The organism is Streptomyces sp. Je 1-332 (assembly GCF_040730185.1).
Lineage (GTDB): Bacteria > Actinomycetota > Actinomycetes > Streptomycetales > Streptomycetaceae > Streptomyces.
Genome location: NZ_CP160402.1, coordinates 2,594,413 through 2,615,502, shown reverse-complemented (window position 1 = coordinate 2,615,502; position 21,090 = coordinate 2,594,413). Strand labels below are relative to the sequence as shown.

Below are 21,090 nucleotides of genomic sequence, written 5' to 3'. Positions count from 1 at the left end.
GGATGAATCAAACCGCGTCCGGGCCCCGTTCCCCGGTTCGTACCCGCACCACCGTCTCCACCGGGACCGCCCACACCTTCCCGTCACCGATCTTCCCCGTGGCCGCCGCGCGGACGATCGCGTCGATGACCGGGTCGAGGTCGGCGTCGTCGACGACGACCTCCAGCCGCACCTTCGGGACCAGGTCCACCTGGTACTCCGCGCCCCGGTACACCTCCGTGTGCCCGCGCTGGCGCCCGTACCCGCTCGCCTCCGTGACGGTGAGGCCCTGGACGCCCAGCTCCTGCAGGGCCGTCTTCACCTCGTCGAGGCGGAACGGCTTGATGACCGCGGTGACGAGCTTCATCGGACGGTGCTCCCCTTCATCGGGCTGACCAGGACGCCGTGATCGTAGGCTGTCTCCGCGTGGTGCGTCTGGTCGAGGCCCGTCTGTTCGTCCTCCGCCGACGCGCGGAAGCCCATGAGCTTGTCGATCGCCTTGCCGATGCCGTACGTCACCGCGAACGTGTACGCCGCCACCGCGAGCACCGCCACCGTCTGCCTGCCCAGCTGGGCGAGCCCGCCCCCGTAGAAGAGCCCCTCCGCGCCGTCCGTCATCGTGGCCGTCGCGAACAGGCCGATCAGGAGCGTGCCGACCACGCCGCCGACCAGGTGGACGCCCACCACGTCGAGCGAGTCGTCGTAGTTCAAGCGGAACTTCCATGCCACGGCGTACGAGCAGACCACGCCCGCCGCGAGGCCGACCACCGCGGCGCCGAGCACCCCGACGACCCCGCACGCGGGGGTGATGGCGACCAGGCCCGCCACCGCGCCCGACGCCGCGCCGAAGGTGGTGGGGTGGCCGTCGCGTCGCTGCTCCACGAAGAGCCAGCCGAGCAGGCCCGTGCACCCGGCGAGGAGCGTGTTCAGGAGGGAGGCCGCCGCGAAACCGTTCGCGCCGAGGGCCGAGCCGCCGTTGAAGCCGAGCCAGCCGAACCAGAGCAGGCCCGCGCCCATCAGGACCATCGGCAGGTTGTGCGGACGCATCGCGTCCTTCTTGAAGCCGATGCGCGGGCCGATGACCAGGACGAGGGCGAGGCCGGAGGCGCCGGACGCGATCTCCACGACCAGGCCGCCCGCGAAGTCCAGTGCGCCCAGGGACGAGGAGATCCAGCCGTCCGGGCCCCAGACCCAGTGCGCCACGGGAACGTATACGAGCAGCGCCCAGACGGGCACGAAGACCAGCCAGGCCGCGAACTTCGCGCGGTCGGCGATCGCGCCGCTGATCAGGGCGGTGGTGAGGATCGCGAAAGTGAGCTGGAAGGTGGTGAAGAGGAGGGTGGGGACCGTCCCGGTGAGGGTTTCCGGGCCGATGCCCGCGAGGCCGAGATGGTCGACTCCGCCGATCAGGCCCGCGAACGCGTCGTCGCCGAACGCGAGTGAGTAGCCGGCGAGCAGCCACACCACCGTGACCAGGGCGATCGACACGAAACTCATCAGGAGCATGTTGAGGACGCTCTTCGTGCGGACCATGCCGCCGTAGAAGAGGGCGAGGCCGGGCGTCATCAGCAGGACGAGGGCGGTGGCCGCGAGCAGCCAGGCCGTGTCACCGGTGTCGGGGCCCTTGGCCGCGGCCAAGGTGGTGGTCAGGGACTGCACGGCGAATCTCTCCTCCGGGTGGGGGCAGAGGGAGAGCGTCACCGCCCCGCGTTTCGGGACGGGCACCCGGGCGTTTCCGCCGTGTTTCATGTTGCCGGTGAGTTTCCGCGTGCTCACCGATGCCGCTTGCGGGCCTCATCGGTGCCTCGGGGTGCTGCGGGCCTCCGGCGATCAGGGAGAATGGGCGCCATGAGCGTTCGTACCGAGTCATCCGAGCCGTCAGAATCGTCGGGGGCACCCCACCGCGCCGGCTTCGCCTGCTTCGTGGGCCGCCCCAATGCGGGCAAGTCCACCCTTACGAATGCTCTGGTCGGCCAGAAGGTGGCGATCACGGCCAACCAGCCGCAGACCACGCGGCACACGGTGCGCGGCATCGTGCACCGGCCCGACGCCCAGCTGATCCTGGTGGACACCCCCGGGCTCCACAAGCCGCGCACGCTGCTCGGCGAGCGGCTCAACGACGTCGTGCGCACGACGTGGGCCGAGGTCGACGTCATCGGGTTCTGTCTGCCCGCGAACGAGAAGCTGGGCCCCGGTGACCGGTTCATCGCCAAGGAACTGGCCGGCATCAAGAAGACGCCGAAGATCGCGGTCGTGACGAAGACCGACCTCGTGGACAGCAAGGCGCTCGCCGAGCAGCTCATCGCCATCGACCAGCTCGCCAAGGAGCTCGGCTTCGAGTGGGCGCAGATCGTGCCGGTGTCCGCGGTGGGCGACAAGCAGGTCCAGCTGCTCGCCGACCTGATCGTCCCGATGCTCCCCAAGAGCCCGCCGCTCTACCCCGAGGGCGACCTCACGGACGAGCCCGAGCAGGTCATGGTCGCCGAACTGATCCGTGAGGCCGCGCTGGAAGGCGTCCGGGACGAGCTGCCGCACTCCATCGCCGTCGTGGTGGAGGAGATGCTGCCGCGCCAGGACCGCCCCGCGGACAAGCCGATGCTCGACATCCACGCGAACGTCTACATCGAGCGCCCCAGCCAGAAGGGCATCATCATCGGCCCGAAGGGCAAGCGCCTCAAGGAGGTCGGGATCAAGTCCCGCCAGCAGATCGAGGCACTTCTCGGTACGCCGGTCTTCCTGGACCTGCACGTCAAGGTCGCCAAGGACTGGCAGCGCGACCCCAAGCAGCTCCGCAAGCTTGGCTTTTGAGCGGGCTCTACGGGGCTCGGTAGATCACCGGCTCCGCCGCGTTCGTCCTCAATCGCCGGACGGGCTCAATTTGCCTCACTCGACGCCCTTGATCTGTCGCACCAGCAGCGCCCCCGCCAAGCCGATCCCCGCCGCCACCAGATACAGCACCCGGTAGCCGCCCAGGTGCGTCACGATCGGGGCCGCCAGGGCGGGGGCCGCCACCTGGGGGAGTGAGTTGGCGATGTTGATGACGCCCATGTCCTTGCCGCGGTCCATGGCCTTCGGCAGGACGTCCGTCATCAGGGCGAAGTCCACCGACGTGAAGACGCCGAAGCCGACGCCGAGGACCGCCGCCGCGACGATCGCGCCCGGCCAGGTCTGCCAGCCGGACAGCAGGGCCGTCGCCACCGCCATCAGGACGCCGGACCAGAGCACGAAGGGCTTGCGGCGGCCCACGCGGTCCGACCAGACGCCGCCGACGACCACCGTCGCGAGCAGCGTCAGGCCGTTCACCGCCGTGAGGATCAGGACGCCCTCGTCCGGGTCGGCGTAGTCCAGGCGGTCCCGCAGGTAGTAGAGGAGATAGAGCAGGACCAGGGCGTTGCTGAGGTTGATCAGGAAGCGGGTCAGCCAGGCCCAGCCCAGGTCCGGGTAGCGGCGCGGGCTCAGCCAGAAGGCGCGGGCGAACGACCGCCACGCGAACGGCGGCCTGTCGTGCGGCGCCAGGCGCAGGTCCCGGTGGCGCAGGACGTACGGGAGCACTCCCACCAGGGTGAACACCGCGCACGCCGCGTATCCCGCGCCCACGCCCCCGGCAGCCGTCGCGAGGCCCGTGCCGACGACCACGCCCAGGATCTGCGCCGCCCCCAGCCAGCCGCCCACCGCGCCCCGTTGGAGCCGCGGCACCCGGTCCGGCACGGCCGCCGTGACCGCGGCGAACGCGGCGTTCAGGGTGAGCTGGACCAGGCACCAGCCCGCCGCCATCCACCACACGGATCCGGCGGCCGAGAGCAGCAGGAGCGCTGCCGCGCCACCCGACGTGCCCGCCACGATCCATGGCGTGCGCCGCCCGAAGCGCGACACGGTCCGGTCGGAGAGCGCGCCGAACAGCGGGTTCGACGCGAGGGACACCACGGCTCCCGCGCCCGCCACCCAGGCGAGGACCGTCTCCTTCGACGTGCCGGCCGGGGCGAGGTCTGCCGCCTGTACGGCAAGGAGGATCTGCAGCGGGCCGTACCACCCCACCCAGATCGCTCCGTTGGCGAGCGAGAGGGACGCCGTCCAGCTCCGCCCGACGCGGTCGACCGGCTCCCGCAGCGCCTCAACCCGCCCGGCTGTCATGTCCGTTGCGCCCGCAGTGCCTCGCGCAGCCAGGCGTACGACGCCTTCGGCGTGCGCTGCAGGGTGGCGTAGTCGACGTGGACGAGACCGAAGCGCTGCCGGTAGCCCTCCGCCCACTCGAAGTTGTCCATCAGGGACCAGACGAAGTAGCCGCGTACGTCCACGCCCGCCTCCAACGCCCGGTGCAGTGCGCGCAGATGACCGTCCAGGTAGTCGATCCGCCGCTCGTCGTCGATGCCCTCGTACGAGCAGCCGTTCTCGGTGATCACCAGCGGGGGCAGCCGGTCGCCGTACCGGTCGCGGAAGCCGGTGAGCAGTTCGGTGAGCGACTCCGGGACCACCGGCCAGCCGAAGTCCGTCATCGGGCGTCCCTCGATCTCCCGTGGCGCGAAGGGGAGTTCGGGTGGGAGTGTGATGCCGCCGAACTCCGTGGCAGTCGTGGCCGTGGCCGGGAGCGGGGCGCCCACCTTCGTCGGCTGGTAGAAGTTGATCCCGTACCAGTCGACCGGCTCCGCGATGACCTTCAGGTCCGCCTCGATGTCGCCGCCCGGCATCAACTCCGCGATCCCGTCCGGGTATCGGCCGAGGATCAGCGGGTCCGAGAAGAGGCGGTTGAGGAGCACGTCGTAGAAGTCCGCCGCCTGGGTGTCCTCGGCCGAGGGGGAGGCGGGCCAGGTGGGGCCGTGCGAGTTGGCGATGCCGATGTCCGCGATGCCCGCCGCGCGCAGCGCCCGCACCGCGAGGCCGTGGGCGACGAGCTGGTGGTGCGCCACAGGCAGGGCGTCGAACATGAGCTGCTCGCCCGGCGCGTGCTGGCCGAGGGCGTGACCGAGGAGGGTGTGCTCGGCGGGTTCGTTGAGGGTGATCCACTTCTTGGCGCGGTCACCGATGCGGGCGGCCACCACGGCCGCGTACTCGGCGAAACGCTCGGCCGTGTCCCGCCGCAGCCAGCCGCCCTCATCGGCGAGCGCGAGCGGTGTGTCCCAGTGGAAGAGCGTGGGGACGGGGCTGACGCCCGCCGCGCACAGTTCGTCGACGAGACGGTCGTAGAAGTCGAGGCCCGAGGTGCTCACCTGGCCCGCCCCGCTCGGCAGTACGCGCGGCCACGACACCGAGAAACGGTAGGCGCCGACCCCCAACTCCCGGATGAGCGCGACGTCTTCGCGGTAGCGGTGGTAGTGGTCGCAGGCGACGGCGGCCGTCGTGCCGTCCTTCACCCTGCCGGGCAGCGCGGTGAACGCGTCCCAGACCGAGGGGCCGCGTTCGTCGACGGCGCCCTCGATCTGGTGAGCCGAGGTGGAAACCCCCCACACGAAGTCGCGGGGGAACTGAGGGAGTGGTTCGCGCACATGGGTCGCATGGGTCGCTGCCATGGGCGCGATCTTCCGTACGGCCGCGTACGGAAGTCAATGGGCGTACCTCAGAAAACGTGAACACTTCTCACGTTATGCGGGTTCCCCTGTTCTACGAGCCCTCCTTGAGGACACGCGTGATCAGCTTGCGCTGTGGATCGGTCAGGCGGGGATCCGAGCAGTACGCCGTGCGGCCGTCCACGGTGAGCTGGTAGCTGAAGCCGTCCGGCACCCCTATCGGTGGCGCGTTCCGGCCCTCGGCCATGGCCTCGTCGGCCAGGGCCTGCCACTCGGGGGCATCGGGCAGACCCGAGGTGTCGACCTCGGCGTTCCGCTCGATGCCCGCGAATCCTCCCGTGCGCTTCACCTGGATACGCATAGAACCTGTCTACTCCATGGGGAGATCAGTTGGTAGGCACCCCGACCTGGGACCACGCCTTCACCACGGCCCCGTGCTCCTCGCCCTCGCCGTACTTGTCGCGCGCCGCGGCCACCGTCAGCTTCGCGAAGTCCGCGAAGGACGCGTCCTGGGCCAGCTCGCCGCCGGTCAGGACGGCGTACCAGATCTGGCCCGCCCGCTCCCAGGCGTTGCCGCCGAGCGCCTCGGCGAGCAGATAGAAGGCGTGGTTGGGGATGCCGGAGTTGATGTGCACGCCGCCGTTGTCGCGGCCCGTGCGGACGTAGTGGTCCATGTCGGCCGGCTGCGGGTCCTTGCCGAGCACATCGTCGTCGTAGGCCGTTCCGGGCGCCTTCATGGAGCGCAGCGCCGTGCCCGTCACGCGCGGGGCGAGGAGTCCGGCGCCGATCAGCCAGTCGGCCTCGGAGGCGGTCTGGCCGAGCGTGTACTGCTTGATCAGCGAGCCGAACACGTCGGCGCACGATTCGTTGAGCGCGCCGGGCTGACCGAAGTACGTGAGGTTCGCCGTGTACTGCACGACGCCGTGCGTCAGCTCGTGGCCGATGACGTCCACCGGGATGGTGAAGTCGAGGAAGATCTCGCCGTCACCGTCGCCGAACACCATCTGTTCGCCGTTCCAGAAGGCGTTCCCGTAGTTCTCGCCGTAGTGGACGGTCGCGTTCATCGGCAGGCCGCTGCCGTCGATGGAGTTGCGCTGGTACGCCTTCAGGAACAGCTCGAAGGTCGCGCCGAGGCCCGCGTACGCGCGGTTGACGGTCGCGTCCTTGCCGGGCTTGTCGCCCTCGCCGCGGACCTTGCGGCCCGGCAGCTCGGTCTTGTGCTTCGCGTCGAAGATCGTGCGGTGCGGTTTGCTCTCCGCGGCTTCCCTGGGCAGCGAGACGGCGGGGGCGCCGATGACCGTGGTCAGGCGGCGGCGGGTGCGCTCGATCGAGTCGCGCTCAAGGGTGCGGCGAGCGGGACCGGCGAGAGTGGCGTCGTCACTCTGGGCGAGAGTGTCGAGCACGTGGGGCGGGATGATGGTGCAGAAGACAGGCTCGAAGCCTGGATTGGCGGTCATGGCGGCAATGTGGCACTGGGTCATGCCGCTGTCACTACCTGCAACCATGATTAGTGAAATAGAGGTATTGATCACCTCTTACCCGTTACCTGGCGGCGATCCCGCATACTGATACGCACCCGCGCACACAGCGCGACTCGGCTAGGCTGCGGAGCATCATGCGTTACGGGCTGCTTCTCCTTAGCTGCCGCGGCGAGGGCCTGTAGTCGAGGCCGACCCCCTCCCCGCGGAGTTCGGTGTTGCTCGCGAAGCGACCGTCGGCCGTCCTTAAGGACACTCCCGAGGAGCCCCCGCATCATGGCGATCAAGCCCAATCTGCAGCGTGCCACGTCCATGCCGGTCCACAAGTACGGGCAGTACGACCAGGTCGACATCCCCGACCGCACGTGGCCGGACAACCGCATCACGGTCGCTCCCCGCTGGCTCTCCACGGACCTGCGTGACGGCAACCAAGCGCTGATCGACCCGATGTCCCCGGCGCGCAAGCGCGAGATGTTCGACCTGCTGGTCCGCATGGGCTACAAGGAGATCGAGGTCGGCTTCCCCTCGTCGGGCCAGACCGACTTCGACTTCGTACGGTCGATCATCGAGGACGGCGCGATCCCGGACGACGTCACGATCTCCGTCCTGACGCAGGCCCGCGAGGAGCTGATCTCCCGCACCGTCGAGTCGCTGGTCGGCGCCAAGCGCGCCACCGTCCACCTGTACAACGCGACCGCGCCCGTCTGGCGCGAGGTCGTCTTCCGTGGCTCGAAGGACGCGGTCAAGCAGATCGCCGTCGACGGCACCCGCCTCGTCATGGAGTACGCCGAGAAGCTGCTGGGCCCCGAGACCGTCTTCGGCTACCAGTACAGCCCCGAAATCTTCACCGACACCGAGCTGGACTTCGCCCTGGAGGTCTGCGAGGCCGTCTGTGACGTGTGGCAGCCCGAAGAGGGCCGCGAGATCATCCTCAACCTGCCCGCCACGGTGGAGCGTTCGACGCCCTCCACGCACGCGGACCGCTTCGAGTGGATGTCCCGCAACCTGACCCGGCGCGAGCACGTCTGCCTGTCGGTCCACCCGCACAACGACCGCGGCACCGCCGTCGCCGCCGCCGAACTGGCCATCATGGCCGGCGCCGACCGCATCGAGGGCTGTCTGTTCGGGCAGGGCGAGCGCACCGGCAACGTAGACCTGGTCACGCTGGGCATGAACCTCTTCTCGCAGGGCGTCGACCCGCAGATCGACTTCTCCGACATCGACGAGATCCGCCGCACCGCCGAGTACTGCAACCAGATGGAGATCCACCCCCGCCACCCGTACGCGGGCGACCTCGTCTACACCGCCTTCTCCGGCTCCCACCAGGACGCCATCAAGAAGGGCTTCGAGGCCATGGGCATGCGGGCCGAGCAGCAGGGCAAGACGGTCGACGAGATCGAGTGGGCCGTCCCGTACCTGCCCATCGACCCCAAGGACGTCGGCCGGTCCTACGAGGCCGTCATCCGCGTCAACTCGCAGTCCGGCAAGGGCGGCATCGCCTACGTCCTGCAGAGCGACCACCACCTGGACCTGCCGCGCCGCATGCAGGTCGAGTTCTCGAAGATCATCCAGACGAAGACCGACACCGAGGGCGGCGAGGTCACCCCGGACGCGATCTGGGGCATCTTCCAGGACGAGTACCTGCCCAACCCCGAGAACCCGTGGGGCCGTATCCAGGTCAAGAACGGCCAGACCACCACGGACAAGGACGGCACGGACACCCTCACCGTCGAGGCGACGGTCGACGGCGCCGACACCGTCCTGACCGGCACCGGCAACGGCCCGATCTCGGCGTTCTTCAACGCGCTGCAGGGCATCGGCATCGACGTACGCCTCCTGGACTACCAGGAGCACACGATGAGCGAAGGCGCCTCCGCGCAGGCCGCTTCGTACATCGAGTGCGCCATCGGCGACAAGGTCCTGTGGGGCATCGGCATCGACGCGAACACGACGCGTGCCTCGCTGAAGGCCGCGGTCTCCGCGGTGAACCGCGCCGCCCGCTGACACACCGCCCGACCGCCCCCCGAGGTGATCCTCGGGGGGCGATCAGGGTGCGGTACCGGCCATCTCTCGTACAGGGTGCTGACGCCACATCAACAATGTGGCTAACATCACGCCCAACGCGGCAATGTTGCCGGGGCGTTACGGAGGTGCGCGGTGCTGCCAGATCGGGGACGAGACGGCCGGGAATCCCGTATCGTCGCCACGCCCGTTTCGCGTGGGCGTGTCCTGCGCAGGCGCGTGGTCGGCGTGCATACGGCCTGGACCACCGTCGGGGACGGTGAGTTCTTCTGCCCCGGCTGCGGCGGTGACCGCAACTACCAGCGCCGCACCGGCCGTCGCCGCTTCGTCCTGCTCGGCGTGCCCGTCCTGCCGCGCGGCGCCGCGGGACCCATCGTCGAGTGCGCCGCCTGCGGTGACCACTTCGGTACGGACGTTCTCGGCCATCCCACGACCACACGGCTCTCGGCCATGGTCCGCGACGCCGTGCACACCGTCGTCCTCGCGATCCTCGCCGCGGGCGGCACCTCGTCGCGCTCCACGCTCGACGCGGCCGTCGGCGCGCTGCGCCTCGCCGGGTTCGACGACTGCCGCGAGGACCAGCTCGTCGCGCTGGTCGACGCGCTCGCCGCGGACACCGGCCGCGCCACCGTCCCGGACTGCGGGCCCGGTCTGGCCATAGAGCTCCACGAGGCGCTCGGCCCGCTGGCCCCGCACCTCGCTCCCGCCGGCCGTGAGGCGCTGCTGCTCCAGGGCGCGCGGATCGCGCTCGCCGACGGCCCGTACACCCCCGCCGAACGCGAGGTGCTCACCACGGCGGGCGGCGCCCTGACCATCGGCGCGGATGAGGTCACGCGGCTGATGGTGGCGGCGCGGACGACGCACTTCTGACCTGAGGGGTGTGGGGGCCTAAGGGGGTAGGGGCGCTACTCCCCAGGGAGTAGTACGACGCTGATGCCTCCCTGCGCCGTACGCCCCAACTCGCCCTCGCGCCCGACGGATCGCGACGCACCCTCCGGAAGGGTTGGCACGGAACCTGCCAACCTGCCGGAAGGAGGCCCGTCATGCGGGCCGAACAGACCACCGCACGACGGCGACGAGCCGTGCCCTGGGTGTTCCTCGGGCTGTGGATAGCCGTCATCGCGCTCGCCGGGCCCTTCGCCTCGAAGCTCTCCGACGCCCAGCAGGACCGCGTCGTGGACTACCTCCCCGCGAGCGCCGACTCCACCGAAGTGGCCAAGATTCAGGACCAGTTGCCCGGCGGCGAGGCCACCGAGCTCGTCCTCGTCTACCACCGCGACGGCGGGCTGAGCGCCGCGGACCGCGAGACGGCGGCCGCCCAGGTCGCCGAGATCGGCCGCGCCCACAAGCTGACGTCCACCCCGCGCGCCGTACCGTCCAAGGACGGCACCACGCTGATGTACCCCGTGGCGAGCACCGAGCCGGGCCAGGACGAGAAGGCAAGGGACGCCCTCGTCGACGACGTACGCGAAGTCGCTGACGGGGAAGGCGGGTTGAGCGTCGACGTGGGCGGGTCGGGGGCGCTCACCACCGACGCGGGCAAGGTCTACGACTCCCTCGGCGGGCCGCTGCTCTACACCACGGCCGCGGTGGTCGCGCTGCTCCTGATCCTCATCTACCGCAGCCCGTTCCTGTGGCTCGTGCCGCTCGCCGTCGCGGGCGTCGCGGACTACCTCGCGATGGGCGTCGCCTACGGCCTCCACGAAGGCTTCGGTACGTCCGTCTCCGGCCAGAGCAGCGGGGTGATGACGATCCTCGTGTTCGGCGCGGGTACCGACTACGCGCTGCTCATCGTCTCCCGCTACCGCGAGGAACTGCGCAGGATCGAGCGGCCCTACGACGCGATGGCCGCCGCGCTGAAGGGCTGCGGCCCCGCCGTGCTCGCCTCCTCGGGCACGGTCGCCGCCGGCCTTTTGTGCCTTCTCGCAGCCGACCTCAACAGCAGCCGCGGCATGGGCCCGCTGGGCACGGTCGGGGTGCTGTGCGCGCTCGCCGCGATGCTGACACTGCTCCCCGCGGTCCTTGTCCTCCTCGGGCGGCGCGTGTTCTGGCCGCTCGTGCCCGCCTTCGGCAGCGAGCCCAAGCAGCGGCGCAGCATCTTCTCCATGATGGGCACCTCGGCCGGCCGCAGGCCCCTCACCGTCCTCGCGGGCGGCGCCGTGCTGCTCGGAGCCCTCGCCCTCGGGGCGCTGAACCTGCCGGGCGCGCTGAAGCAGGAGGACTCCTTCACCAAGACGCCCGACTCCGTCACCGCGATGGAGACCCTCGCCAAGGCCTACCCCGAACGCGGCACCCGGCCCATCACCGTCATGACTCCCGCCGACGGCGCCACGGAAGCCCTCGCCGACATCAAGGCCACGCAGGGCGTGGACAACGCCGAGAAGGGACGCACGGCGAAGGGCTGGACGGAGATCTCCGTGATCGCGACGTCCGCGCCCGAGTCCGCGGGGGAGACGGCCACGATCGAAGCGCTGCGGGCGGACCTCGACGGCTCGTACGTGGGCGGCTCCAGCGCACAGCAGCTCGACCTGAAGGAGACGAACGACCGTGACCGTCTGATCATCGTGCCGCTCGTCCTGGCGGCGGTGCTGCTGATCCTGGTGGCGCTGCTGCGGTCCCTCGTCGCGCCGCTGCTGCTCCTCGTCGCGGTGGTCGCGGTGTGGGGGGCCTCCCTCGGCATCGCGGGCCTGGTCTTCGAGCCGCTCTTCGGCTTCGAGGGCACGGACCCCGGACTCGGCCTGCTCTCCTTCGTCTTCCTCGTCGCACTGGGCGTCGACTACGGCATCTTCCTCATGCACCGCATGCGGGAGGAGTCCCTCGCGGGGGCCGAGCCGGGAGCCGCCGCGCTGACCGCGCTGCGGACGACGGGCGGCGTCATCGCGTCGGCGGGCCTGGTCCTCGCGGCGACGTTCGCGGTGCTCACCAACATGCCGCTCGTGCAGCTGGTGGAGCTCGGCTTCGTCATCGCGGTGGGCGTGCTCCTGGACACGTTCCTGGTGCGGACCTACCTCGTGACGAGCGCGAGCGTGGCCCTCGGACGGAAGGTGTGGTGGCCGGGAAGCCTTTCGCGGCCGGCGCCCGACGCGGCCCCGGCGACGGAATCCGAGCGTCAACGGGTCACCGCTCCCTGACCGTTGGCCCTTGACCGTTGACCGACTCAGGGTGCCCCTCCACTCCCGGAGGGGCGCTCTCGTACGGGAGGATGTCGCCGTGGGGGACATACCGCAGGTTCGAGATGGGGCGTCGGCGCCCCGTGGTGTGCTGCCCTTCACGGGGGCCGTGCCCGGCACGCCGCGCGCCGTGCGGGACGACGCGGTGTTCGCGGGGGCGCTCGCGGTGCTGTCCGCCGTGCTCGCGGTGTTCGTCGAGGACGGCCTGCGGCCCGACCTCCTCGGGTGGAGCCTGCTCCTGGGTGCGCACGTGCCGCTGGTGTGGCGGCGCAGCAGCCCCCTGCCGGTGCTTGTCGGGGTGGTCGCCCTCATCGCGCCGTACCACGCCGTCGACTACACGCACATGGCCGCCGTCCCGGTGGGCATGGTCGCGCTCTACACCGTCGCTGTTTCCGGGCGCCCGCGCCGCGCCCTGATCACCGGCATCCTCGTCGTCGGCGTCACGATGACCGTCAACGCGAGCGTGGCCCCGCACCAGGTGGCCGAGGTGCTGAGGATCTCCGGCTGGGTGGTCGCCGTACTGCTGCTCGGCGTGTACGTGCGCATCCACCGCCAGTACGTCACCTCCGTGCTGGAGCGTGCCGAGCGGGCGGAGCGTACGCGCGAGGAGGAGGCGCGGCGGCGGGTCGCCGAGGAGAGGCTGCGGGTCGCCCGTGACCTGCACGACCTGCTGGCGCACAGCATCACCCTGGTCGGCGTCCAGACGTCCGTCGCCGCGCATGTCCTGACCGCCGATCCGGAGCGTCTCGACCGGGCGGCGGTGGCCAAGGCCCTCGACGACATCGCCGACACCTGCCGGTCGGCCCGGGGCGAACTCCGCGCCACTCTTGAGGTGTTGAGGGAAGGCACCGTGGAGGAGACGCGGGGCCCGCTGCCGGGCCTCGACGGCCTCGCCGACCTGGCGGAGGCGGCGCGGACGTCCGGCGCGGAGGTCGATCTGGCGGTACGGGAGGTCGAGGCGCCGCCCGCCGTGGGCGCCGCGGCCTACCGCATCGTCCAGGAGGCGCTGACCAACGCGGTGCGGCACGGCGGCGGTGGCCCCGGGCTCACCATCCGGGTGGGCATCCGGAGCGAGGGGCCCGCGTTGCGGGTGACCGTGGTGGACGACGGACCGGCCGCCGTGCAGGACCCCTCGCACACCCCCGGGTTCGGCCTGGTGGGGATGCGGGAGCGGGCCCGGAGTGTGGGCGGGACGTTGGAGGCGGGGCCTCGGCCCGATGGCGGTTTCCTGGTGGCGGCGGTACTGCCCCTGGTGCCTGTGGGAGGGCTTCGATGACGATCCGTGTACTGCTCGCCGACGACCAGACGCTGGTGCGGGCCGCGTTCGCGATGCTGGTCGAGTCCGCGCCGGACATGGAGGTGGTGGGGCAGGCGGGGACGGGGCGGGCGGCGGTCGATCTCGCCCGCTCGGAGCGGGCGGATCTCATCGTGATGGACATCCGGATGCCGGACCTGGACGGGATCGAGGCGACGCGGCTGCTCGCCGAGGACGAGGATCTGGCTGGGGTGAAGGTGTTGATGCTGACGACTTATGACACGGATGAGCATGTCGTTGATGCGCTTCGGGCGGGGGCTTCGGGGTTCTTGGTGAAGGACACGAAGCCGGGGGAGTTGTTGGAGGCGATCCGTACGGTGGCGGCGGGGGAGTCCCTGCTTTCGCCGGGCCCGACTTCTCGGTTGATCGCTCGGGTGCTGCGGGCGCCGGAGCCTCCGGCTGCGGGGCCGGGAGGTCCCGAGGGGCTCTCGGAGCGGGAGCGGCAGGTTCTCGCGCTGGTCGCGCGGGGGCTCAACAATGCTGAGATCGCTGAGTTGTTGGGGCTGAGCCCCCTGACCGCGAAGACCCATGTCAGCCGGATCATGGGGAAGCTGGGGGCGAGGGATCGGGCGCAGCTGGTGATTGTGGCTTATGAGTCGGGGTTGGTGCGGCCGGGGGTGGGTTAGGGCGTTTCTTTTCCCCAACCCCACCCCTTCCCGAAAACCCGCTGGCGCGGGGGCCTTGCTCGCCGTCAACCACCGGTTTCGCCGAGTTCGTCCTCAAACGCCGGACGGGCTGGAAATCCAGCCCGTCCGGCGTTTGAGGACAAGGCCCCCGCGCCTACAACAACCCCGCCCCCGCCAAGAACTTCCCCACCCGCTCGACCTCCCCGGAAGACAACGGAACCTGGGGCTCCGCAGTAGCGGGGCACGCGATTACGCCCCGGAGGGCCAGCGCCGCCTTGAACGCCCCCAGGGCGGACGAGTTCCCGCCCATGCGGCCCGCGTCACCGACCCGCACCATCCCGAACAGACCACACAACCGCTCCTGCTCGGCCCGCGCCCGCACCAGGTCCCCCTCCCGGCAGTAGCGGTACAGCCGCACATACCCCTCGGGGTCCACGTTCCCCAGGCCCGGCACCACCCCGTCCGCGCCCATGGCCAGCGCCGCGTCCACCGTCGTCTCCGAACCCGTCAGGACGCTGAAGGCCGGCGCGTCCCCGCGCCCCCGCGCGCCGAGCACCACCTCCCGGAAGTTCCCCTCGTCCCCGCTGGAGTCCTTGAGCCCGGCGAGCACCCCCTCCGCCGCCAGCTCAAGGACCAGCTCCGCGGGCAGTTTGGAGTGGACCGAGACAGGGAGGTCGTACGCGAACACCGGCACCGGCGACCCCGCCGCCACCAGGCGGAAGTGGCGGGCCATCTCCGCCGGATGCGTGCGCGTGTAGAAGGGCGCCGTCACCACCACGCCGTCCGCCCCGGCCGCCGTCACCGCGCGGACGTGGTCCAGGACCCGTGGCGTCGTCATGTCGATCGCCCCTGCCAGGACCGGGAGTTGGCCGCCCACGTGGCCCACCACCGTATCGACCACGGTCTTCCGCTGCGCGTCCGTCAGGTACGCCGCCTCCGACGACGAGCCGAGGACGAACAGGCCGTCCACCCCGCCCGACACCAAGTGGTCGACCAGCCTGATGAGCGAGGGCGTGTCCACCTCGCGGTCCGGTGTCAGGGGGGTGCAGACGGGCGGAACGACACCGGTCAGCGGGGTGGGCATGGTCATGGGCTCTCCCTGGGGCTCGCGTCCGTGGCGGCGGACTGGATCACTAGCTCGTGTGTGGACTGGCCGTCCCGCACGGGATGGTGGCAGCGGTAGCGGTGTCCCGATTGGTCCGGTTGTCCCGACCTCTCCGACGAGGCGAAGTCCGGCATGGTGGCGGCGCAGGTCTCGTCCGCCTTCCAGCACCTCGTACGGAACGGGCAGCCGCTCGGCGGCCGCGTCGCGGACGGCACCGGGCCGACGAGCGGGATCGGGTCGATGGGGTCGAGCAGGCCGGGGGTCGCGGAGAAGAGCGCCCGCGTGTAGGGGTGGCGTGCTCTGTCAAGGATCTCCTCCGCCGGTGACTCCTCCACGATTCTGCCCAGATACATCGTGATGACCCGGTCGCTCATCCTCCGTACCGTCTGGATGTCGTGCGACACGAAGACCAGGGCCAGGCCGAGCCGCTCCTTCAGGTCCAGGAGGAGGTTGAGGATCTGGGCGCGCACGGAGACGTCCAGCGCGCTCGTCGGCTCGTCCGCCACCACCAGTTCCGGTTCGAGGGCGAGGGCGCGGGCGATCGCCACCCGTTGGCGCTGCCCGCCCGAGAGCTGTCCGGGCAGTCCGTCCGCCAGGGCCTTGGGCAGGCCGACCAGTGCCATCAACTCCCGTACGCGTGCCTCGCGTTGGGATGATGGACCCACCCTGTGGACGTCCAGCGGGTCCCGCAGGATCTGCCGTACGGTCAGCCTGCGGTTCAAGGCCGTCGACGGGTCCTGGAAGATCATGCCGGTGTTCCGGCCGATCGTGGCCCGGCGCTCGGCGGGCTTCATCGTCCACAGGTCGCTGCCACGGAAGGACACCGAACCGGCCGTGGGCCGCTGCACCCCCACGAGCACCTTGGCGAGCGTCGACTTGCCGCATCCCGACTCGCCCACGACGCCCACCGTCTCGCCGGGCGCGATGGTCAGGTCGGCGCCGGTCAGGGCGTACACGCGGTCACGCGAGAACAGACCGCCCGAGCGGGCCCTGTGCACGACGTGCGCGTCGGACAGCGAGATGAGAGCGGTCACTTGAGGGCCTCGCTTCCCCTGGGGTGCGGCACCGGGGGCGGCTGCTGCGCCGGATGGTGGCAGGCGGTGGAGTGCCGTGCCCCGCCGACGAGTTCGGGCGCCGTCGTGCGGCACACCTCGCTCGCGAGGGGGCAGCGGTCCGCGAACCGGCAGCCCGCGGGGAAGTCGGCGGGCGAGGGGACGACGCCCTTGATCTGCGTCAGGCGTTCGGCCGCCGATTCGAGCGAGAGCACCGAGCCGAGCAGGCCCCGCGTGTAGTGGTGCGACGGCGCCTCGACGAGGTCCGCCGTCACGCCCGTCTCGACGATCTGGCCCCCGTACATCACCACCACCCGGTCGGTGACGTCCGCGACGAGCGCCAGGTCGTGCGAGACGAGGATCAGCGCGAAGCCCAGTTCCTCGCGCAGGCGCAGCAGGAGCTGGATGACCTGGGCCTGCACCGTGACGTCCAGGGCGGTCGTCGGCTCGTCGGCGACGATCAGCTTCGGGTCGCGGGAGAGCGCCATCGCGATCAGGACGCGCTGGCGCTGGCCGCCGGAGAGCTCGTGCGGGTAGCTGCGCAGGGTGCGGTCGGGGTCCAGGCCGACCAGTTCGAGGAGTTCGACCGCCGTGCGGCGCCCACCTCTGCGGACGACCTGTTTGAGCTGGGCGCGGACCGTCATCGCCGGGTTGAGGGACGACAGGGCGTCCTGGTAGATCATCGCCATGTCGTGGCCGAGCAGCCGTCTGCGGGCGCGCATCGGCATGCCCGTCAACTGCTCGCCGTTGAACGTGACCTGGCCGCCGATGCGGGCGCCCTTCGGTTCCAGGCCCATCACGGTCAGCGCGGTCAGCGACTTGCCGCAGCCCGACTCGCCGACCAGGCCGAGGACTTCGCCCGGCCTCACGTGGAAGCTGATGCCGTCGACGATGTCCACGCCCCCGTGGCGGGCGTCGAAGCCGATCGTGAGGTCGGAGACGGTGAGCACCGGGGTTCCGTCCGGCAGTGGCCGTGCGCGTGAGCGCAGGCGCTGTGCCGCATCAGCAAGGCCCGGCAGTTCGAGCACCTTGCCGCTGCCCGGCTCGGGGGCTTCGATGCGGTCCTCCTTGCGGGCCGCGCCCGGCACGTCACGCGTCGCGGGCGCCGCCCACGCGTCCGAGACGCCCTCAGAGAGGATGTTCAGGGCAAGGACCGTGATCAGCATCAGGAGGCCGGGGAAGACCGTCGCCCACCAGCCGCCGAGCAGCACCATGTTCTTGCCGTCGGCGATGACGCTGCCCCAGGACGGGTCCGGGGGCCGTACGCCCGCGCCGATGAACGACAGGGAGGCCTCGAAGACGACGGCCTCGGCGACCTGCACCGTGCAGAACACCAGGATCGGCGCGGCGCAGTTGATGGCCACGTGCTTGATGAGGATGTGCGGGGTGCGGGCGCCGACGATGCGTTCGGCGACGACGTAGTCCTCGCCGTACTGATCCATCACGTTCGCCCGTACGACCCGGGCGATCGGCGGGGTGAACAGGAACGCGATGGCGCAGATCAGGACGAGGATGCCGCCCCCGAAGACCGCCACGAGCACGGCGGCGAGCGCGATGCCGGGGAACGCCATGACGACGTCCAGGCACCGCATCAGCGTCTCGTCGACCGCCTTGCGCGAGGTCGCCGCGATCGCCCCGAGCACCGCGCCGACGACCAGGGCGAGCAGTGTCGCCCCGAGCCCGATCGCGAGGGACCAGCGCGCCCCGTACATCAGTCGGCTGAGGATGTCCCTGCCGAGGCTGTCCTGGCCCATCCAGTGGTCGCCCGACGGGTGTCCGGTGCCGTCGACCTGGGGCTGCTGGTCGAGCGGGTCGTGCGGGGCGATCAGCGGGGCGAAGAGCGCGACGAGGACGACCACGCCGACGACCGCCACCGCGATCCGGGAGAGGACCGGCAGCCTGCGCAGGGAGCGCAGCCGGACGCCGGGCCGCGAGAGCCGCTCGGCCAGAGCCTTGCGCGACGTGATCATCAGGCGGACCCCCTCAGGCGCGGATTGACCAGCAGGTGGAGGATGTCGAGGACGAGGTTCACGACCACGAACCCGACGGCCGTGGTGATGACGACCCCCTGCACGACGGCCGGATCGCCGTTCTTCACCGCGTCGATCATCAGCTTCCCCATGCCGGGCAGCGAGAAGATCGTCTCGATGACGACGGCGCCGCCGAGCAGATAGCCGACGCGAAGGCCGAGCACGGTCAGCGGGTTGATGAGGGCATTGCGCAGGACGTTGCGGCCGACCACCACGACCGGCGGCAGGCCGCTGCCGATCGCCGTCCGTACGTAGTCCTTGTCGAGTTCCTCGACGACTGCCGTACGGATGATGCGGGTGAGCCCGGCGGCCACGGGGAGCGAGAGCGCGAAGGCGGGGAGCGTCATCGTCTTGAGCCAACCGCTCAGTGAGTCCCCGGGGTTGACGTACCCGCCGGTCGGGAACCAGCCCGCCTCCACCGCCAGGTACTGGATCATCAGCAGCGCCAGCCAGAAGCCGGGGGCCGCGACACCGGTCAGCGAGATGACGCGGATCAGCTGGTCGGGCAGCCGGTCGCGGTAGATCGCGGCGGTCACACCGAGAAGCAGCGAGATGACCACCGCGATGCCCAGGCCCATGAAGGTCAGCTGGAGGGTGAGCGGAAGGGCGGTGGTGACCTGGTCCACCACCGGTGAGCGGGTGAGCACGCTGATCCCCATGTCGCCCTGGATCAGGTCGCCGACGAACGCGACATAACGCACCGGCAGCGGATCGAGCAGGCCGTTCTCCTCGCGGAAGTCGTGCAGTTGCTGCTCGGTGGGGTTGGCGCCCTGGAAGAACGCCGATGCCGGATCGACGTCCGAGAACCGCATGACGAGGAAGACGAACAGGACGATGCCGAGCAGCAGCGGGACGAGCAGGACCAGTCGGCGGACCAGGATTCGGAGTACCGCGGTCACGTCGCCCACTTGGACTGGAGCAGGTTGATCCCCGGGTAGGGCTGGGCCTTGACGCCGGTGAGCTTCTTCGGGTCCCAGGCGGTCATCAGCTCGTTGTGGACGACGGGATAGATGACCGCCTGCTCGGCGACGACGTCGATGTAGTCCTGGACCATGGCCTTCTTCTTGGTCGCGTCGGGTTCGCGCGTCGCCTGGTCCATGTCCTTGAAGAGCTTCTTCGCCACGGAGTTGCCCGCCCAGCGGGCGTATCCCATCCACAGGTTCTCGGGCCCGTAGTTGTAGTGCATGATCAGGTCGGGGTCGATGCCGAACTGGTTGGGGTTCGACGCTGCCGCGACGACTTGATAGTCCTTCTTCTGATCCATCTTGGTGAAGACGGCCGTGGTCTCCTGCGGGTCCAGGGTCGTCTTGACGCCGATCGCGTCCCACGAGGCCTTGATGGTCGGCAGGCAGTCGACGATCCAACTCACGTTCACCGCCATGAGGTTGACCGAGAGATCCTTCACCCCGGCCTCCTTCAGGAGCTTCTTCGCCTTCTCGGGGTCGTACGCGTAGACCGTCTTCGCGGGGCGGTAGGCGGGGTTGGACTCGTTGAGGAACGAAGTCGACGCCTTGCCATGCCCCTTGAGCGCGACCTCGATCATCTTCTCGGTGTCGATGGCGTAGTGCAGGGCCTGGCGCACGCGTACGTCGTCGAAGGGCTTGTGCGCGGTGTTGAACATCAGGAACAGGTTGTTCATCCCCGCCCCGCCCTCGACGGTGAGCCCGCCCTTCTTGAGCTGCTCGATGTTGGCGTACGGGATGTTGTCCGCGATCTCCGAGTCCGCGCTGCCGCCCGAGATCTTCGCGACGCGGGGTGCGGCGTCCACGATGGTCAGCCAGTTCATCTTCTTGAAGGCCGCCTTGCGGGGGCCGTTGTAGTCGTCGAAGGCCTCGAAGGTGGTGTTGGACTTCGGGGCGTGCGAGGCCTGCTTGTACGGTCCTGAGCCGATCGCCTTGCCCTTGGTCGCGTCGTCCCAGGCTCCGGGCTTGGAGTAGACGTGCTTCGGCATGATCTTGGCCAGGGAGAGGCGGGCGAGGCCGTCGGGGAAGGGGAACTTCAGGATGAGCTCGACGGAGGTCGCGTCGACCTTCTTGACCTCCTTCAGCCAGCTCTCGAAGAAGCCCTTGGCCAGGGTCTGCGTCTTCGGGTCCAGGATGCGGTCGAAGACGAACACCACGTCGTCGGCGGTCACGGGCTTCCCGTCGTGCCACTTGGCGCCGGGCCGCAGCGTGAACTTCCAGGTGGTCGCCTTGTCGTCGGTGGGGACCTCCGTGGCGAGCGCGGCGTACGGCTCGCGGGTGATGGGGTCGGTGTTGAGGAGGCCCTCGTAGATGTGTTCGTTGCCGGCCATCGCGAAGGCGGACGCGGTCTGTGTCGGGTCCCAACTGCCGTCGTTCCCATAGCCGATGACGGCGGTGAGGGTGGAGTCGCCGCCCTTGCCGCCACCGCCTCCGGCGTCGTTCGTGGACTCGGGCCCCGACGAACAGGCGGAGAGCGTGGTGGTGATGGTGGCGGCCGCGCCCAGCGCACCGGTGTACTTGAGGAAGGACCGACGGTCCGGCGCGGGTCCGGTGTGTCCGGCGGAGCCGATGCTGGTCTTGTGGTCGCTCACTGCGTCTCCCTTGAGAGATCCCACGTCCTACGTCATGGTGGCGTGGCGACGATAAGAGGGGCCGGGGGGCCGGTCAAGGCTCTGGACGGCACGCACCCCGTCCGGGTGAGGGCTTCGATCCCTGGCGCTCGGCCATGCTCCTGGCGACGGGTGACAAGGCAGGGAACTGGATCACCTGGTACGACGAGGTGATCCCTGGCCGAGCGTCGATACGCGCGGTACGTCGCCGACCGTGAGAAGGAGTTGGGGAAGTGAGCG

17 protein-coding genes are annotated in these 21,090 nt (G+C 70.2%); 6 read left to right on the top strand and 11 right to left on the bottom strand.

Annotation, left to right across the window (positions count from 1 at the left end; all coding sequences use genetic code 11):
- Positions 1–7: 7 nt before the first annotated feature.
- Together ABXJ52_RS12140 and ABXJ52_RS12135 are read right to left on the bottom strand one after the other, a co-directional pair.
- Entirely contained in the window at positions 8–346 is a 339-nt protein-coding gene (locus ABXJ52_RS12140) for a P-II family nitrogen regulator (protein ID WP_367041765.1), read from the bottom strand.
- Complete coding sequence (locus tag ABXJ52_RS12135) at positions 343–1,755, bottom strand: ammonium transporter (RefSeq protein WP_367041763.1); 1,413 nt, start codon at positions 1,753–1,755, stop codon at positions 343–345. Before ABXJ52_RS12135 ends, ABXJ52_RS12140 begins: the two co-directional genes overlap by 4 nt.
- A gap of 63 nt (positions 1,756–1,818) precedes the next feature.
- Here ABXJ52_RS12135 and era point away from each other — a divergent pair, with 63 nt between their 5' ends.
- Positions 1,819–2,787: a GTPase Era gene (gene era / locus ABXJ52_RS12130; protein ID WP_367041761.1), complete on the top strand. Its 969-nt coding sequence runs from the start codon at positions 1,819–1,821 to the stop codon at positions 2,785–2,787.
- Positions 2,788–2,862: 75 nt separating this feature from the next.
- Here era and ABXJ52_RS12125 read toward each other — a convergent pair whose 3' ends face one another.
- The 4 genes from ABXJ52_RS12125 to ABXJ52_RS12110 form a co-directional block, all read right to left on the bottom strand.
- The gene (locus tag ABXJ52_RS12125) at positions 2,863–4,110 is read right to left on the bottom strand and encodes an MFS transporter (RefSeq protein WP_367041760.1); all 1,248 of its coding nucleotides are present in this window, start codon (positions 4,108–4,110) and stop codon (positions 2,863–2,865) included.
- Positions 4,107–5,483, bottom strand: coding sequence for a GH1 family beta-glucosidase (locus ABXJ52_RS12120; RefSeq protein ID WP_367041759.1), 1,377 nt, complete (start codon positions 5,481–5,483; stop codon positions 4,107–4,109). The genes ABXJ52_RS12125 and ABXJ52_RS12120 overlap by 4 nt, the downstream gene beginning before the upstream one ends.
- A 91-nt stretch (positions 5,484–5,574) precedes the next feature.
- Complete coding sequence (locus tag ABXJ52_RS12115) at positions 5,575–5,841, bottom strand: protealysin inhibitor emfourin (RefSeq protein ID WP_367041758.1); 267 nt, start codon at positions 5,839–5,841, stop codon at positions 5,575–5,577.
- Between the two features lie 25 nt (positions 5,842–5,866).
- The gene (locus ABXJ52_RS12110; protein ID WP_367041756.1) at positions 5,867–6,937 is read right to left on the bottom strand and encodes a M4 family metallopeptidase; all 1,071 of its coding nucleotides are present in this window, start codon (positions 6,935–6,937) and stop codon (positions 5,867–5,869) included.
- Positions 6,938–7,234: 297 nt separating this feature from the next.
- On the opposite strand from ABXJ52_RS12110, the gene leuA reads away from it, so the two are divergent.
- From leuA to ABXJ52_RS12085, 5 genes are all read left to right on the top strand, one after another.
- On the top strand, positions 7,235–8,962 hold the full coding sequence (gene leuA, locus ABXJ52_RS12105; RefSeq protein ID WP_367041754.1) for a 2-isopropylmalate synthase: 1,728 nt from the start codon (positions 7,235–7,237) through the stop codon (positions 8,960–8,962).
- Between the two features lie 192 nt (positions 8,963–9,154).
- Positions 9,155–9,850, top strand: a complete 696-nt coding sequence (locus ABXJ52_RS12100) for a TerB family tellurite resistance protein (RefSeq protein WP_367049000.1) — start codon at positions 9,155–9,157, stop codon at positions 9,848–9,850.
- A 173-nt stretch (positions 9,851–10,023) separates the two neighbouring features.
- The gene (locus ABXJ52_RS12095) at positions 10,024–12,111 is read left to right on the top strand and encodes an MMPL family transporter (RefSeq protein ID WP_367041753.1); all 2,088 of its coding nucleotides are present in this window, start codon (positions 10,024–10,026) and stop codon (positions 12,109–12,111) included.
- Between the two features lie 127 nt (positions 12,112–12,238).
- Positions 12,239–13,426: a histidine kinase gene (locus ABXJ52_RS12090; protein ID WP_367048998.1), complete on the top strand. Its 1,188-nt coding sequence runs from the start codon at positions 12,239–12,241 to the stop codon at positions 13,424–13,426.
- The gene (locus ABXJ52_RS12085; protein WP_367041751.1) at positions 13,423–14,091 is read left to right on the top strand and encodes a response regulator transcription factor; all 669 of its coding nucleotides are present in this window, start codon (positions 13,423–13,425) and stop codon (positions 14,089–14,091) included. Before ABXJ52_RS12090 ends, ABXJ52_RS12085 begins: the two co-directional genes overlap by 4 nt.
- Before the next feature lie 154 nt (positions 14,092–14,245).
- Here the strand turns inward: ABXJ52_RS12085 and ABXJ52_RS12080 are convergent, their stop codons facing one another.
- Genes ABXJ52_RS12080 through ABXJ52_RS12060 form a run of 5 tightly spaced genes read right to left on the bottom strand, consistent with a single transcriptional unit; the run spans position 14,246 to position 20,832 of the window.
- Positions 14,246–15,181, bottom strand: coding sequence for a dihydrodipicolinate synthase family protein (locus tag ABXJ52_RS12080; protein ID WP_367041749.1), 936 nt, complete (start codon positions 15,179–15,181; stop codon positions 14,246–14,248).
- Positions 15,178–16,230 (bottom strand): ABC transporter ATP-binding protein, encoded by a 1,053-nt coding sequence (locus ABXJ52_RS12075; RefSeq protein ID WP_367041748.1) that lies wholly within the window; start codon positions 16,228–16,230, stop codon positions 15,178–15,180. Before ABXJ52_RS12075 ends, ABXJ52_RS12080 begins: the two co-directional genes overlap by 4 nt.
- On the bottom strand, positions 16,227–18,218 hold the full coding sequence (locus tag ABXJ52_RS12070; protein ID WP_367041745.1) for a dipeptide/oligopeptide/nickel ABC transporter permease/ATP-binding protein: 1,992 nt from the start codon (positions 18,216–18,218) through the stop codon (positions 16,227–16,229). Before ABXJ52_RS12070 ends, ABXJ52_RS12075 begins: the two co-directional genes overlap by 4 nt.
- Complete coding sequence (locus ABXJ52_RS12065; protein WP_367041743.1) at positions 18,218–19,177, bottom strand: ABC transporter permease; 960 nt, start codon at positions 19,175–19,177, stop codon at positions 18,218–18,220. Before ABXJ52_RS12065 ends, ABXJ52_RS12070 begins: the two co-directional genes overlap by 1 nt.
- Entirely contained in the window at positions 19,174–20,832 is a 1,659-nt protein-coding gene (locus tag ABXJ52_RS12060) for an ABC transporter substrate-binding protein (RefSeq protein ID WP_367041741.1), read from the bottom strand. The genes ABXJ52_RS12065 and ABXJ52_RS12060 overlap by 4 nt, the downstream gene beginning before the upstream one ends.
- Between the last annotated feature and the right edge of the window lie 258 nt (positions 20,833–21,090).